The sequence below is a fragment of the Pedobacter sp. KACC 23697 genome, from assembly GCF_045348445.1.
Taxonomy (GTDB): domain Bacteria; phylum Bacteroidota; class Bacteroidia; order Sphingobacteriales; family Sphingobacteriaceae; genus Pedobacter.
In genome coordinates this window covers 4,856,816-4,872,899 of the sequence record NZ_CP157485.1, presented here as the reverse complement: position 1 = coordinate 4,872,899, position 16,084 = coordinate 4,856,816, and the positions used below count along the sequence as shown (strand labels likewise).

15 protein-coding genes are annotated in these 16,084 nt (G+C 37.3%); 8 read left to right on the top strand and 7 right to left on the bottom strand.

Annotated elements, in window-relative coordinates; genetic code table 11:
* Positions 1-316: 316 nt before the first annotated feature.
* The 5 genes from recG to ABEG20_RS19840 all read right to left on the bottom strand — a co-directional run bounded on the left by recG (position 317) and on the right by ABEG20_RS19840 (position 5,307).
* Positions 317-2,422 (bottom strand): ATP-dependent DNA helicase RecG, encoded by a 2,106-nt coding sequence (recG, locus tag ABEG20_RS19860; protein ID WP_406824964.1) that lies wholly within the window; start codon positions 2,420-2,422, stop codon positions 317-319.
* Positions 2,423-2,428: 6 nt separating this feature from the next.
* On the bottom strand, positions 2,429-3,331 hold the full coding sequence (locus ABEG20_RS19855; protein WP_406824963.1) for an EamA family transporter: 903 nt from the start codon (positions 3,329-3,331) through the stop codon (positions 2,429-2,431).
* Positions 3,332-3,333: 2 nt separating this feature from the next.
* Entirely contained in the window at positions 3,334-3,714 is a 381-nt protein-coding gene (locus tag ABEG20_RS19850) for a RidA family protein (protein WP_406824962.1), read from the bottom strand.
* Between the two features lie 11 nt (positions 3,715-3,725).
* On the bottom strand, positions 3,726-3,863 hold the full coding sequence (locus ABEG20_RS19845; protein WP_317039670.1) for a DUF6728 family protein: 138 nt from the start codon (positions 3,861-3,863) through the stop codon (positions 3,726-3,728).
* Positions 3,864-3,960: 97 nt separating this feature from the next.
* Positions 3,961-5,307 carry an OmpA family protein gene (locus tag ABEG20_RS19840; RefSeq protein WP_406824961.1) on the bottom strand — a complete coding sequence of 449 codons (1,347 nt, stop codon included), beginning with the start codon at positions 5,305-5,307 and terminating at the stop codon, positions 3,961-3,963.
* 170 nt (positions 5,308-5,477) lie between these two features.
* Between ABEG20_RS19840 and ABEG20_RS19835 the strand changes: the two genes are divergently transcribed.
* A complete protein-coding gene (locus tag ABEG20_RS19835; protein ID WP_406824960.1) occupies positions 5,478-6,767 on the top strand; it encodes an aminopeptidase P family protein in 1,290 nt (429 codons plus the stop codon).
* 48 nt (positions 6,768-6,815) lie between these two features.
* Here ABEG20_RS19835 and meaB read toward each other — a convergent pair whose 3' ends face one another.
* Positions 6,816-7,715, bottom strand: a complete 900-nt coding sequence (meaB, locus tag ABEG20_RS19830; protein ID WP_406824959.1) for a methylmalonyl Co-A mutase-associated GTPase MeaB — start codon at positions 7,713-7,715, stop codon at positions 6,816-6,818.
* Positions 7,716-7,772: 57 nt separating this feature from the next.
* On the opposite strand from meaB, the gene ABEG20_RS19825 reads away from it, so the two are divergent.
* The 6 genes from ABEG20_RS19825 (at position 7,773) to ABEG20_RS19800 (ending at position 13,938) form a co-directional block, all read left to right on the top strand.
* Positions 7,773-8,648 (top strand): glycosyltransferase family 2 protein, encoded by an 876-nt coding sequence (locus tag ABEG20_RS19825; RefSeq protein ID WP_406824958.1) that lies wholly within the window; start codon positions 7,773-7,775, stop codon positions 8,646-8,648.
* Positions 8,649-9,635, top strand: a complete 987-nt coding sequence (locus ABEG20_RS19820; RefSeq protein WP_406824957.1) for a glycosyltransferase family 2 protein — start codon at positions 8,649-8,651, stop codon at positions 9,633-9,635.
* Between the two features lie 131 nt (positions 9,636-9,766).
* Entirely contained in the window at positions 9,767-11,584 is a 1,818-nt protein-coding gene (locus ABEG20_RS19815) for an ABC transporter ATP-binding protein (protein WP_406824956.1), read from the top strand.
* Between the two features lie 3 nt (positions 11,585-11,587).
* Positions 11,588-12,388 carry a hypothetical protein gene (locus ABEG20_RS19810; RefSeq protein WP_406824955.1) on the top strand — a complete coding sequence of 267 codons (801 nt, stop codon included), beginning with the start codon at positions 11,588-11,590 and terminating at the stop codon, positions 12,386-12,388.
* Positions 12,389-13,126, top strand: coding sequence for a glycosyltransferase family 2 protein (locus ABEG20_RS19805; protein ID WP_406824954.1), 738 nt, complete (start codon positions 12,389-12,391; stop codon positions 13,124-13,126). It abuts the gene before it with no gap.
* Between the two features lie 8 nt (positions 13,127-13,134).
* Positions 13,135-13,938 carry a DUF5672 family protein gene (locus ABEG20_RS19800; protein WP_406824953.1) on the top strand — a complete coding sequence of 268 codons (804 nt, stop codon included), beginning with the start codon at positions 13,135-13,137 and terminating at the stop codon, positions 13,936-13,938.
* A 7-nt stretch (positions 13,939-13,945) separates the two neighbouring features.
* Here ABEG20_RS19800 and ABEG20_RS19795 read toward each other — a convergent pair whose 3' ends face one another.
* Positions 13,946-14,842: a glycosyltransferase gene (locus ABEG20_RS19795; RefSeq protein ID WP_406824952.1), complete on the bottom strand. Its 897-nt coding sequence runs from the start codon at positions 14,840-14,842 to the stop codon at positions 13,946-13,948.
* Positions 14,843-15,074: 232 nt separating this feature from the next.
* On the opposite strand from ABEG20_RS19795, the gene ABEG20_RS19790 reads away from it, so the two are divergent.
* The gene (locus tag ABEG20_RS19790) at positions 15,075-16,082 is read left to right on the top strand and encodes a hypothetical protein (protein ID WP_406824951.1); all 1,008 of its coding nucleotides are present in this window, start codon (positions 15,075-15,077) and stop codon (positions 16,080-16,082) included.
* The last annotated feature ends 2 nt before the right edge of the window (positions 16,083-16,084 follow it).

Sequence of the window (16,084 nt, the reverse complement as noted above, 5' to 3'; positions counted from 1 at the left end):
TCTCTAAAAAGATTGTAGTCTTCTCGAATACGATGTCAACAAAGCACGGTTAACCATTATGAATCCCCTTATCTGATACATAAACTAACTATTTAATAGCTACATAAACAGGCATATCCCGACTTATACTTGTCAACTAAACAGTTAATATTGGTTACACGCAAGATAGGAATATTAGGAACTTAAAAATGCTGGCCAAATAATATTTATACCAGACTGAATTGTAAAAAAAACATTACAAAGATGACATAAAGTAGAACAAATGATACAATGTTAAATATTATTGTATAAGACAAAGAATTTCTGTGGCTGTTGGTTAACTTATCTTATCAAAAGAAATCCCTCTTTCTAACTTCTGAAGGTATGCTTTTAAAACAGAATGTTCAGTTTTCTCCAACTGCGGATCTTCCGAAAAAAGTTCGATAACCGTATTGCGTGCTTCAGACAAAATTATCTGATCTTTAGCAAGGTCAGCAAGTTTTAAATCCAGTACACCACTCTGCTGCGTTCCGGTAATATCGCCCGGACCGCGAAGCTGCAGATCAATTTCTGATATTTCGAACCCGTTATTAGTCCGAACCATGGTTTCTAAACGGATCTTGCCCTCCTTACTGAGTTTGTTGCCGCTCATTAAGATACAGAAAGATTGTTCTGCCCCACGGCCTACCCTTCCGCGTAACTGGTGAAGCTGAGACAGACCAAACCGTTCGGCATTTTCAATTATCATTACTGAAGCATTAGGAACATTAACACCAACTTCAATAACGGTTGTAGCTACCATAATCTGGCTTTTACCATCAATAAACTGCTGCATCTCGAACTGTTTATCAGCATTTGGCATCTGGCCGTGTACAATACTCATCTGGTATTCGGGGCGTGGAAACTGATAACTCAGCTGCTCAATTCCAGCCTCAAGATGTAAAAGATCTAGTTTTTCACTTTCTTTAATCAAAGGGTAAACAATATAAACTTGCCTGCCTTTTGCAATTTCCTGCTTCATAAAACCAAACATCCTAAGCCGTTGACCTTCAAAAAGGTGCTTCGTTTCTATTGGTTTTCTGCCCGCTGGTAATTCATCGATAATCGAAACATCAAGATCACCATATAAGGTCATTGCCAGCGTACGTGGAATTGGCGTAGCGGTCATGACCAGAATGTGTGGAGGGATAATATTTTTGCGCCAAAGTTTAGCACGCTGTTCCACACCAAAACGATGTTGTTCATCAATTACAACCAGCCCAAGGTTTTTAAACTGAACCTTATCTTCAATCAATGCATGCGTTCCGATCAGAATATCGATCTCTCCATTCTCCAATTGCTCATGCAAAATGGTCCGCTCTTTCTTTTTAGTATTTCCGGTAAGAATGGCCACACGAACCAGATCACCGGATACAAGCTCGGTAACAGAGGCATAATGCTGACGGGCCAAAATCTCTGTCGGCGCCATCATACAGGCTTGATAGCCATTATCATTTGCCAAAAGCATGCTCATCAAGGCAACCGCTGTTTTACCACTCCCTACGTCGCCCTGAACAAGCCTGTTCATCTGCACACCGCGTTGCGTATCGATCCTGATTTCCTTAACTACACGTTTTTGAGCATTGGTTAACTCGAAAGGTAAAAATTCCTTATAAAAACGGTTCACCTTTTCACCAACTTTATCGAAGGTTGCGCCTTTAAATTTTAACTGGCGCAATTGTTTATTATGTAAAAGCTGTAACTGAATGAAAAATAACTCCTCAAACTTTAACCGTCTTTCCGCAGCATTTAAATCCTGTTGATTTTTGGGAAAATGAATATTTAGCAAGGCCAGTCTTTTATCTGGCAGCTGGTACTTATCTATAATATATTGCGGTAAATTTTCCGGCACCTGAGGAATAATCTGATCGAGCAAGCCAGCAATTAAACGTTGTATGCCCTTTGAATCGAGATTAAATTTTTTAAGCTTTTCTGTTGAATTATAAACTGGCTGTAGGGTTAAATTTCCTCTTCCGATCTGCTTACGCTGGTATAATTCCATCTCCGGATGGGAGATACTGAATGTTCCGTTAAAAAAATTGGGTTTCCCAAAGGCTACATACGCGGTACCAACGGTAATATTCTCGTCAACCCATTTCAGGCTCTGAAACCAAACCAGTTCCATCATTCCGGTTTCATCCTTAAAAACAGCCACAATACGCTTTGCCCTTTTATCGCCGATTACCTTTTTACTGATTACCCGGCCAATGATCTGGATATACTGCGAATCGGGATTAATCTGGTTGATCTTAAAATATTTTGTCCGGTCGATATACCTGAAGGGATAATGTGCAAGCATATCCTGATAGGTAAACAGGCCGAGATCTTTTTTTAAAACATCGGCACGACTTGGCCCAACGCCTTTCAAAAACTCAACAGGTGTATCTAATACCGAATTAAACAAAATATTCTACTGTTTCTTGTAAACAACACTTTTTAGCAATGGTGCATTAAAAATAACAATCGATAGCAGCAAAAGCAAATAAGCAAAAAGCTGGTGCAGATCTATCTTCTCTTTAAAGTAGAAAAATGCAACGGCAAAAGCAACAATTGGATTGATATAGATTAAAATACCCAGGGCAGATGAAGGCATTCCCATCAGCGCATAAGAATTTAAAAAAAGTGGAATAATGGTAAATACAATAGCGATCAAAAATATATGCAGCCAAAAAATATTTTCGGTTGGAAAAGGCGCAGCATGGAGAAAATATAATGGCAGCATCATTAATCCGGATAAAATTAACTGAACGCCTAAAAAATTAAATTTATCTATTCCTTTAATTATTTTCAGCAAAATAACATACATGGCATAAAACGAAGCAATGATAATGGCCCATATTACTTCATGTAAGGATCCTGTTGCCAACAGTATGATACTGATAAAAGCAACAATAAGCGCAATAGCATTTGCCCTGGTTAATTGCTCTTTTAAAATAATAAATCCGCAAAGTGCAGTTAACAGCGGGCAAACCATATAGGCAAAAGCTGCTGCCTTTAAACTCACACTATTTACGGCATAAATATAGGTGAACCAATTTCCGGTAATTAGAAATGACGACACTACCGTAAGCAGCATTAATTTAGTTTTATTGCGCGTGCTTAATGATTTCAAGAACTTCAAATCACTTTTTAGTGCTTCTCTCCTGAATAAAAAAATGGTTGCCCAAACTAAAATAGTGGAAACGAATATCCTATAATATAAAATTTCGTGTGGTGGAAAACCCTTGATGTTACGTAAAGGTATAGACATTGTTCCCCAGATCATGTAAGGAACAATGCCCGATATGAAGTATTTAATTTTATTGTCTGTCAAAACTAGCCTACAATGGCAATTACAGAGATTTCTACATTAACGTTTTTAGGTAATACAGAAACCTGAACCGTTTCACGGGCAGGAAAATCAGCCGTGAAGTATTGCCCGTAAACTTCATTTACCTGAGCAAAAGTACCCATGTCACTTAAAAAAATAGTAGATTTTACTACATGATCAAACGTTAAACCGGCCTCAAGCAAAACAGCTTTAAGGTTACGCATTACTTGATGCGTTTCTTCTTCAATATGGCCAATATTTAATTCTCCGCTTTCGGGATTAATAGCTACCTGGCCCGATACGAATAAGAAGTCTCCAGCTTGTACAGCCTGGCTATATGGCCCAATTGGAGCTGGGGCATTGCTTGTTTTGATAATTTGTTTCATACAATTTAAGGTTATTTGGCAAGCCACTGAATAAGCTTGTAAATGATACCTGCTAGAAAAATTAATATGGCCAATGCATTAATAAAATGCATAATCCTCAGATTGATGTTATTTGGCCTATTAGGATCCTTTTTTCTAAAGAAGTACATAATACAAACTTAGCTAAAAAGCTTAATACGCGAAACTAAAAGGCATAAAAAAAGTCCCGATTTGCATCGGGACTTTTTTAAGCTTTATATTGAAATACTAGTTTCTAGCAGTTTCAACACGACGGTTTTGGATACGACCTTCTTCAGTATCGTTAGAAGCAATTGGATTAGCTTCGCCATGACCTTTAGTAGCAACTTGACTAGCGTTAACGCCAGAGTTTACTAAGTAAGTTTTAACAGAGTTAGCTCTGTCTTTAGATAATTTCAAGTTATATGCAGCAGTACCTTCGCTTGAAGCATAACCGTTTACAGTTACTTTACCACCGTTTTCACGTAACACTGAAGATAATTTATCTAAAGTAGGGTAAGACTCAGTTTTTAAAACTGAAGAGTTGAAATCGAAACCGATTTTTTCGAAACCAGTTACGTTAGAAGCTACTGAATCAACTGGAGTTGCTTTTGGAAGAGGACAACCTGAACCATCAACAGCAGTACCAGCAGGAGTTCCTGGGCATTTGTCGAATTGATCAGCAACACCGTCACCATCAGTATCTTTTTTCAAATCTTCAACAGATTTCTCAACAGCAGAAACACGGTTTTTCAATGCTTCAACTTCTTGACGTAAAGTTGGATCTTTTAACTCATCATACATAGTAGCTAATGGGTTAGTCCACTCTAAACTTGGTTTAGCAGAAGAACCTAAAGAGAATTCTAAACCAGCATAACCGTAAGAGAATTTATCTTTAGTTTGACCTTTTGCATAAACACCGTCTAAGTTATCAGCATCAACAAAGTTCATGGTGTAACCTAAGTTAAAGTTAACACGCTCAGAAACTTTGAATTTAACACCAGCACCAACTGGGATGTAGAAACCTTTTACGTAATCTTTAGCATCGTGTCTGTCATCAGCAGGACCAACAGCTTTACCTTTCCAGTCGATAACTTGACCAGCTCCAGTAGTAATTTTTGGCGCATAAGCCATATAACCAGCACCAGCTGTTAAGAAGAAACCTACTGAGTTCTCACGACGTAAGAAGTCGATAGAACCTACGTTTACAACACCACGTAGATCTACAGCATATTGTAATTGAGTTTCGAAATCTTTAACAGCAGGGTTAGAAATACCTTCGTTATTACCTGAAAGTTTACCACGTGTTCCGTTTAATTCTAAACCAAAAGAGTGACCTAACTGTTTACGGATGTTTAAACCGTAACCTAAGTTAGCATCCCATTTGTTAAAGTCGTTAGTACCACCGATAGCAACAACTGGCATTAAAACACCACCGTGTACACCGATAGACCAAGTTCTGTACTGTCCTCTACCGCCAAATACCTTGACAGCAGAAGAGGTTGCAGGAGCATCCTGAGCGACAGCAAGAGAAGCAACTCCTGTTAATGCCACTAAAGAAAGCGCAACACTTTTCTTTAAAGTAGAATAATTCATAATCTTTTTCTTTTTTAAGGGTTAAACAATTTAATTGATTAATTTTTCAGTAATGGCAAAATTAATCAAAATTTTAAATTTTCAAACTTTTATACAAACTCCGTTCCAAACTTCGCCAGTCATTAATCATTTTATTACTTTTGGCCCTTCCCCACATAAAATACAGTTTCATGAAATATCCTACTATTGATCAGTCTTTGTTTATTTTAAACCGAAAAAACTTCTGTAAGAACCTAAAAAACAATTCAATAGCCATATTCAACTCAAGTGATGAATTCCCTAGAAGTGGTGATCAGAACTTTGTTTTTAAGCAAAATCCCGATTTATTTTATTTATCAGGAATTGACCAGGAACAAACAATTTTATTGTTGTATCCTGATTGTCCTAATCCTTTGTACAGAGAAGTCCTGTTTTTAAGACAGACGAACGACTATATCCAAGTTTGGGAAGGATATAAATATACCAAAGAACAAGCGAAGGCTGCTTCAGGGATCCAGTCTGTATACTGGCTGGAAGACTTTGATAACATTTTACATAGCATCGTTAACTATGCTGAACACATTTATTTAAATACCAACGAGAACGACAGGTACGCTCATGAAGTTCCTTACAGAGATATTCGGTTCATTGAAAAAATGAAATCAAAATACCCATTGCACCATTATGAACGCTCGGCACCCATTATGCGAAATTTGCGTGCAGTTAAATCGGATGTGGAGATCGAACTGACAAAAAAAGCATGTACAATAACGCGTGATGCTTTTATCAGGGTGCTAAAATTTACCAGACCTGGTGTTAAAGAATATGAAATTGAAGCGGAGATTATACACGAGTTTATCCGCCAGGGCGGAACAGGCCATGCCTATACCCCAATTATTGCTTCGGGCCATAATGCCAACATCCTCCACTACAACGATAATAACCAGGTTTGTAAAGATGGAGACGTAATACTATTCGATTTTGGAGCAGAATATGCCAATTATAATGCAGATATGAGTAGGGCGATCCCTGTTAACGGCAGGTTTACAAAAAGACAAAAGGATGTATACAATGCCGTACTGCACGTCATGAAAGAGTCGATTAAATTAATTGGCGAAGGGACAATATGGAATACTTACCACGAGCAGGTTGGTGAAATCATGACAGCGCAACTGATCAATTTAGGGCTCATTTCAACTGCAGATGTAAAAAAGCAAACCGCAGCATGGCCAGCTTATAAAAAATATTTTATGCACGGCAATTCGCATCATCTGGGTATCGATGTACACGATTTTGCAGGAAGATACACCCCCTTTGCCAACGGAAACATCCTTACTGTTGAGCCCGGCATCTATATTCCGGCGGAAGGCTTGGGCATCCGTTTGGAAAACAATATCCTCATCACCGCAAATGGAAATATAGATTTAATGGCAGATATACCGTTAGAAGCAGAAGAGATTGAAGATATTATGAACAGTTAGTTCATTTTGCAGTTGGCCGTTTTCAGTTAATCAGTTTCAAATTATAGCTTAACCATTGCTGATAAATTCATCAGCAAAACGATAAATATTAAAATCATTTTGTTTTAAGGCTGCCTGAATTTTTTCTCGCAGCCTTTTTTTATCAACACGCTGCATTTTTTGATGCTGTATAACTTTCCATGCTTTTTCTGCAAATAAAAAAGCTTTTCGGTGATGGTCAAAAATTTCGGGTTTGATGATCCATTTACACAATTCGTCTATACCTATATTTTTATCAGCAACAGTTTTTAAGATGGGAATAGTTTTCACGCCCTGATGAACGATTTTTTTGAGATTATTGGCAAAGGTATCTGCTCCTTCCCGATCAGCCTTATTAACTACAAAACAACCGGCAATTTCCATCAAACCAGATTTGATATGCTGAACTTCATCTCCAGACTCCGGCACCAAAACAACAATGGTTTTATCTGCCAATCCTGCAATTTCTACTTCCGATTGCCCTACCCCAACAGTTTCAACAATAATCAGATCAAAATTAGCGGCCTTTAAAACATCAACCATTTCAATTGTTTTTGCCGAAATCCCGCCCAAAGCCCCACGCGTAGCTAACGAACGGATAAAAACATTTGGATGATTAAACTGGCCAGCCATCCGGATACGATCGCCCAACAAAGAGCCAAAATTAAATGGAGAGGTTGGATCTATTGCCAATATGGCAATGCGTTTCCCTTCAGTAACAAAATGATTGGTTACCGCATTTACCAATGTACTCTTTCCGGCACCCGGTGGCCCCGTAATACCCAGAACCGGAACATCAGTTCTGCTATCTAAACCTCTTAAAATAGCATCTGACGGCTCAATATCATTTTCAATAAGCGTTAATGTTCTTGCCAAAACCTTATAATTGCCCGCTTTTACTTCACTTAAAATGGATAGATGCGTATTCATCAATAAAACTATCTTTGTACAAATTAACAAAAATTATCAGCTACAAGGCACCCCATAATGAAAGTTACCGGTTTTACCTTTTTACGAAATGCAATTGTAAATGATTATCCCGCGAAAGAAGCCATACTTTCTGTGCTGCCTTTGTGCGATGATTTTATCGTGGCCTTGGGAAACTCTACAGATGAAACCTCCGAAATGGTTAAAAGCATTGATCCTAAAATCAGAACAACCGATACCATTTGGGATGAAAGCATCCGCGAAGGTGGACGTGTTTTTGCCGATGAAACCAATAAAGCTTTAGCTGAAATCAGTGCAGATACCGACTGGATGATTTATATCCAGGGCGATGAAGCCATACATGAAGATGATCTTCCACTGATCAAAAAAGAAATGGAAGCTGAACTCAACAATAACGATGTTGAGGCCTTACTTTTAAAGTATAAACATTTTTATGCTTCTTATGATTACCTGGCCGAATCAAGGCGCTGGTATAGAAGAGAGGTTCGGATTATCAAAAACCTACCGGGTGTACGTTCTTACCGCGATGCACAAGGCTTTAGGATTAACGATAGAAAACTTAAGGTTAAATTAATTGATGCTTATATTTATCATTACGGCTGGGTAAAACCACCGAAGGGATTACAGGGCAAAGTGCGGAATTTTAATCAGTTTTATCAGACAGACGAGTGGATTGAAGAAAATTATCCGCTTCAAGAAACCTATGATATGCACAATGCCGATCGCCTGGTCTATTTTAAAGGTAACCATCCAAAAGTAATGCAATCCAGAATTGCAGCCGCAAACTGGAAATTTGATAAAGATTTAACCAAAGAAACTCCAAAAATGAATTTCCGCAGAAGAGTTTTACAAAAAATAGAGGATTTAACCGGATTGAGGTTGTTTGAGTACCGGAATTATAAAATCGTAAAGTAGATGCAGAAAAGTGTTTCTATCATAATACCCAATTATAATGGCAGGCATCTGCTGGAAAAATACTTGCCTTTTGTTTTTATTGCTGCTCAAAACGCAGATACAGCATTTGAAATCATTGTCATTGATGACGGCTCAAAGGATGATAGTATTTCGTTTATCAAACAAAATTATCAGCAGGTAAAATTATTAATTAATGATAGGAACAGAGGATTTGCTTATACCTGCAATCATGGTATCCGCGAAGCCAGATATGAATTAATTTTACTCTTAAACTCTGATGTAAAGCTTACGCCTGATTATTTTGAGCACCAGTGGAAATATTTCGACAAACCGGACACGTTTGGTGTAATGGCCCGTATTATGAGTTTTGATGAAAGCCGGATAGAAGATGCCGCTCGTTTTTTATACTATGGTGGCTGCCGAATTAAAGCAAACAAATTTTATTATAGCGAAAATCCGCAGGATGAAAATACATACACGGCCTATCTTTCTGGCGCAAACGCTTTGGTTGATGCCAAAAAATTAAAAGAATTAGGTGGTTTTGATGAGATTTATTCTCCTTTCTCATCAGAAGATTTTGATTTAAGTTTACGGGCGTGGCAATTGGGCTGGAAATGTTATTATGAACACCGTTCATATTGCTTTCACCATGTAAGTGGCAGCACTAAAACCCAGATTAAATCTAATTTTATTAAAAAGATTTATTATCGAAACCGCTACATCCTCCAGGGAGTACATTTACATGGAATAAGAAAAGTTCTCTACCCAATTCAGCAGATTTTTACCGAGATTATTCCAAAATTGTTTATGGGTAAAACCTGGGTACTTGAAAGCTATAAAGATTATTTAGCGCATCAGCAACGTATTAACAACAGTAGGTCGCAGCTTAATATGCTGAAACAGAAACATCATTCAAACCTAAACGTCTCGAATGTAATAAACATTATCAATCAATCTGTTAGTACCAAGAAAATTAACCGATTGTAATTTTAAACCCATTAGGTTTTGAAAGCCGGCAAGGTTTATTTGAAAACCGTACATTTGCCAATGTCTTAATTAGATTTTTTTAGAGTAATGCGAATACATTTCTCTATTTTACATATTCCATTTTACACAAAATGAAGACCTACTTTCGTTTATTATCGTTTGCCAAACCGATTGAGAAATTTGCAATACCTTACATTATTGCAACATTATTCGCCATAGTTTTTAACACCTTTCTATTTACACTATTAGGACCTTTGTTAGAAACACTTTTTATAAAAGACGCTCCTACAACACTATCAAAAGTTAGCTCATCAATAGATTTTATGGGCAGATTTAGCCAATATATACAGCACGCTATTGATACGTACGGTAAAACCGAAACTTTGAAATTGGTATGTATTGTTATTGTAGTTACAGTGGTATTGGCAAATCTTTTCCGTTACCTCTCGCAGAGATTCATGGAAGATTTAAGGGTGCACACTTTATTAAATCTCCGCAGAAAGGTTTTCAATAACATCATGAACCTACATGTTGGGTTCTTTAATAATGAACGTAAAGGAGATATCATTTCTAAAGTAGCATCAGATGTTCAGGTGGTGCAATTTACCGTTACCAACACTTTGCAAGTGGTATTTAAAGAGCCGCTCCAGTTGTTATTCTACGTAGGTGTGCTCATTTCAATCTCGGTTAAACTTACATTGTTCTCTCTTCTGGTAATTCCCGTATCAGGCTTTATCATTAGTAAAATTGTTAAACGCCTAAAACACCAGGCGAAAGAATCTCACGAATCGTTTGCAAAAATGATAGGATTCCTGGACGAATCTTTGAGCGGCATTAAAATCATAAAAGCTTTTAATGCAACCCCAAAGATTAAAGAAAAATTTGACCAGGAGAACAAATTCTATTCTTACCTGAATAGAAAAATGGCCAGAAGACAACAGCTTGCCTCACCTGTTTCACAAACTTTAGGGGTATTTGTTGTCGTTTTTATTGTGCTTTATGGTGGAACAATGATCTTAACTGGTCAGGGAGATTTAACACCTGCAAAATTCCTGGTGTATATTGCCACTTTCTCGCAGGTAATGCAGCCAGTAAAAGCACTTACCGATTCATTTAGTGGAATCCATTCGGGTATCGCGGCAGGCGAACGTGTTTTGGAATTAATGGATACGAAACCATTATTGGTGAATGAACCAGATGCTAAAATACTTGATCATTTTAACAGCGCAATAAGTCTGCAAAATGTATCATTCAGTTATGGAGAAAAACAAATCCTTAACTCAATAACCTTCGATATTGAAAAAGGTAAAACTGTGGCTTTGGTTGGTCCGTCAGGTGGTGGAAAAAGTACATTGATGGATTTGCTTCCGCGTTTCCATGACCCAAAATCAGGAACAATAAAAATTGATGGTTACGATTACAGGGAGCTTACCGTAGAAAGCATCAGGGCACAAATGGGAACTGTTAACCAGGAATCTTTTCTGTTTAATGATACCATTTTTAATAACATTGCTTTTGCCAAACCGGATGCTACAATGGAGCAAGTAATGGCGGCCGCAAAAATTGCAAATGCCCACGATTTTATAGAGCAAACAGAAAACGGTTACCAATCTTTTGTTGGCGATCGGGGCAATAGGCTTTCGGGCGGACAAAAACAGCGTGTGTGTATTGCAAGGGCTGTATTGGCCAACCCACCCATCATGTTGTTGGATGAAGCTACTTCAGCCTTAGATACAGAATCTGAAAAATTAGTTCAGGATGCCTTAAATAACCTGATGAAAAACCGCACCTCAATTGTAATTGCCCATCGTTTAAGTACTATACAACATGCTGATAAGATTGTAGTAATAGATAAAGGCAGCATTGTAGAAACCGGAAACCATAGCGAACTAATGGCTAAAAGCGGCTTATACAAGCGTTTAATCGATATGCAGGCATTTACAGATTAATTTATGGGTACAGCTTTAAATATAGCCAGATCGATTTCTTCTCCTATGTACGAATATGAGTATTCGATATGTACACTCGTAACCAGAAAGGCAGAATATGAAGAGATGTTAGACTCATTTCTGAAGAAAGGATTTGATGAAAAAAGCTGTGAATATTTATATGCCGACAATACAAAAAGCAATACATTCGATGCCTTTTTGGCCATTAACTTATTTTTAAGAAATGCCCGGGGGAAATTTATTATCATCTGCCATCAGGATGTATTAATCGATAAAGATGATATAGAAACCCTTAGAAATTGTTTAACCAGTCTGGAGAAAAAGGATCCTCGCTGGGCGGTATGTGGAAATGCCGGTGCTGCCGGCCCTAACCACATCGTTTATCACATCTCTTATCCTGATGGCACTTTTATGAACAAAGGAACCTTTCCGATAAAGGTTTCGGCACTAGATGAAAACTTTATGCTGGTTAAAAATTCGGCCCTTTTAAAAGTTTCGAACAATTTAGAAGGCTTTCATTTGTATGCAACCGACCTGGTTTTGCAAGCCGAATTAAACGGTTATACAACTTATGTTATTCCCTTTAACCTTACCCATAAAAGCCGGGGAAACCGCGATAATAGTTTTTTTATCATCAGAAAAGCGCTGATTAAAAAATATAATCACTTTTTCAGATCAAGATGGATACAAACCAATTCAACTGTGTTTCATCTATCGGGTTCTTTTATTGGCAGGCTATTGGGCAATCCAGTTTCGCTTTTTTTTGTTAGAATGTTAAATGGCATAAGGAAAAGGGCTAAATAAATGGATCAGCACTACAACTCTACATCAGAGCAAAATAATCAATTTCCCTTGGTTACTGTAATTACGGTAACCTATAATGCCAGCAAGTTTATTTTAGATTGTGTAGCGAGTGTAAAAGCCCAATCGTATCCGAATATCGAACACATTATAATTGATGGTGGCAGTACGGATGGAACCATCGATTTAATAAAAGACCAGGTCTGTTTCTGGATCAGTGAGCCCGATAAGGGCATTTACGATGCCATGAACAAATCGATACAGTATGCCAATGGAGGCTGGGTTTTATTTCTTGGTGCCGACGACAGGCTCTTGCCGGAATTTAGTGAAATGTGCCTCCGGCTTAAAGACAGTAACTGCGTTTATTACGGCGACAGTAAAATAAACAACAACGTTTTCGGCGGAGAATTTACCGCCTACCGTTTAGCAAAGTTTAACATCTGCCATCAAAGTATATTTTACCCCAAAACCATTTTTACGCGTTACCATTATAATCTAAAATATAAAGTAAGGGCAGACCATGATTTAAATATCAGGTGTTTTGCCGATCCCGATATCAGGTTTCAGCACTACCCTATATTTATTGCTAAATTTGCTGATGGAGGTTTTTCAAGTGTTTTTGAAGATCAGCCATTTTTCAAAGACCGGGGCGAAATTATTAAAAAGGCTTTCGGATTAAGAATTTACCTGTTGTATAAACTGCGCCGCTTAAGGCATAAAATTAAAGGCCGGAAAAGCTAAACATCAAGATGAGTAGCCAGAATATTGTAATTGTTCCACTTTACAAAACAGACTTAAATAAGTACGAACTGATTTCCCTGCAACAATGTTTTCATATTTTTAGGGATAAAACCATTATAGCAGTTAAACCCAATGGCCTGGATATTTCTCCCCTCCTCTCCAGATTTCCTTTTAGTCAAGTGATCTCTTTCGAAAATCACTTTTTCGAAAGCATCCACGGCTACAATGCACTCATGCTATCTCCGGTGTTTTATCAGGCATTTTTATCATACAATTTCATGCTGATTTACCAACCAGATACTTTTGCTTTTGCTGATGAGCTGGATTATTGGTGTGCACAAGGTTACGATTATATAGGAGCCCCCTGGATTAAGCCATTAAAGCCTGACAATGCCGTGAACCGTGCTATTTATAACTTCAAAAGCTATTTATACACTAAATTTAATGTAACCCGCGACGGATTGCCTAAAAGCAAGCAATTTTACAATAAAACAGGGAATGGCGGTTTCTCCCTCAGGAATATTAAACTATTCTACCAGCTGGCCAATGAGGAGAAAACACTGGCCCAATATTACATTAATCTGAAAAACCTCGCATTTAATGAGGATCTTTTCTGGTCGATAGAAATCAACCGAAAAAAGAATCGGATCAGGATTCCGGATTATAAAACCTCACTTAAATTTTCGATTGAAACTTTTCCAGAGTACGGCTATAAACTGATTCGCAAAACCATACCCTTTGGCTGCCATGCCTGGGAGAAACATCTGGAATTTTGGAAAGATAAAATTGCAGCCTTTGGTTACAAGCTGTAACGGGTTATCATCTTACTTTTTTACCAAGGTATAAAAAGCCAAATAAGTAATACCTAAGTTTCAAGTAGAGGCTATTGTCCATATTTGTTTTTGTCTTATACTGATCTAAAAGGTTTAATATGTATTTTTTATCAAACTTAAGCTCAACCAGTTTAGAGAGCAAACGTTTAAAGGCGCGCTTTTCAATGAGTTGAATATTTTTAGCTGATAACTCTGCCACAGTTCTGGGGAGGGTGTGCTCCCATTTTTGGTGCAATTTTAAGGTTTCGAAAAACCAGTCGCGGTTATACCCTCCTTCCGAGAAATGCTCCATCAGTACATCAAAAGTTACTACAATATCATAAAGCTGGCTTGCGTTTAAGCAAAAATCCAGGTCATAGCAGTGAAATCCTTTAAAAGTTTGCTCATCAAAACCTAGCCTGTTTACTACTTCTTTGGTTGTGCAAAACCACATACCATCAACGGTTACTACCTTTTCAAAACTATTGCCATTAGGGTTAGAATAAGCATGAACTGTAGGTTTTGCAGCATGTTTGAAATGCTGCAGGTAATTTTGGAACACCAGGTTTACTTCAAAGCTTTCAGCTCCCCAGCCAGAAGGCGTGAATGTTTTATAGGCACATCCTGCCACACCAGCAACACCAATCCTTGGTTCACGGGAAAATAAGTTAAGCATTTTTTCTCCCCACCCGCTAGTCTTAATTTCAATATCTTCATGCATGTAACAGAGCATATTATATTTTGCCTGCTTTGCGCCAAGATTATAAATTTCGCACAGTCCCATTCTTCCATCAGCATTGACAAAACTTAAAATTTCATGTTCAACACCAATAGTTTGCTTTATATTTTCTTTAACAGCAAGAAGCTGTGCTTCATTAACAGACGCAATTACTACAGATACCATATTGCCCAAAAATAAAATAAAAATCAGTACCTGTTACAGAAATAAAAACATACCTTGGGTTTTTAGTTAAATATCATTTAAGTTAACCTACCTGACAGATTTCGGGATTTGGCTAAATTTTCGGGCATTGAATTGTTAAAAAAACCAATGCATATCCAACAATCAAAGAATAATCTTCTTAAACCTATATAATTAATTATTTTTGACAATCAAAATATTATATATCTCTTTAATGCAAGTTAATTCAGACGCTACATTTTATATTTTTTGCCCGGCCAACTTTGCAACAGGAGGTCCTGAAGCCCTTCATCAGCTTGGGCATAGACTAAGTAGTTTAGGCTTTAATGTTTTTATGCATTATATCTTTAAAACAGGCCGAAACCCTGTTCACCCAAACTATTTGAAATATAACTTACCTTATACTGATGAAATTGTAAACAGTGAAAATAATTTAATCATTTTACCAGAAACCTATCTGGCTCCAATTTTCAAGTCAGAATATAATGCCATGAAAAAAATTGTTTGGTGGCTAAGTGTTACAAATTATCAAATTACTTATAATGAAGCGAAGGAAAAGGTAAAACATAAGAAATTCTACAACATCAAGTCTTATTTAAATCCAAAAAAATATGCGCCTCTCCCTACAATCCCTGCATTAAAAAGAAAAAAAGTTTTAAATCTTGCGCATTCTCATTTTTCAATGGATTTTTTAAAAACCAATAAACTGGAAATTATTGGGAAAATTTCTGATTACATGAGCGACTCTTTCTATGATAAGATAGACAATCATGTTAAAAAAGAAGATTTTATACTATACAATCCGAAAAAAAATGGCGAATATTTAGCGCGTGTGAAAGCGCTCTGCCCTGATCTATCGTGGAAAGCATTGATTAACATGTCGCCCGATCAAGTAGCACATTGGATGAACAAAAGCAAACTTTATGTTGATTTTGGCTATCACCCAGGCCAGGAACGTATGCCACGCGAGGCAATTTTAATGTCTTGTTGTGTAATAACCGGAAGCCAGGGCTCTGCGGCGTATCAAGATGACGTTCCTTTGCCTAAAGGTTTTAAATTTAATGAGGCTGTTGATAGTCCGGAAGTAGTTGCCAACCAAATTGCACTAACTTTAAATAAATTTGAAGATAAAATTCAATTATTCAACGATTACAAACAGATAATCTTCGCTGAAAAAGAAAATTTCGATAAAGCCGTTAACCATGTTTTTAATAAAAATTAAAT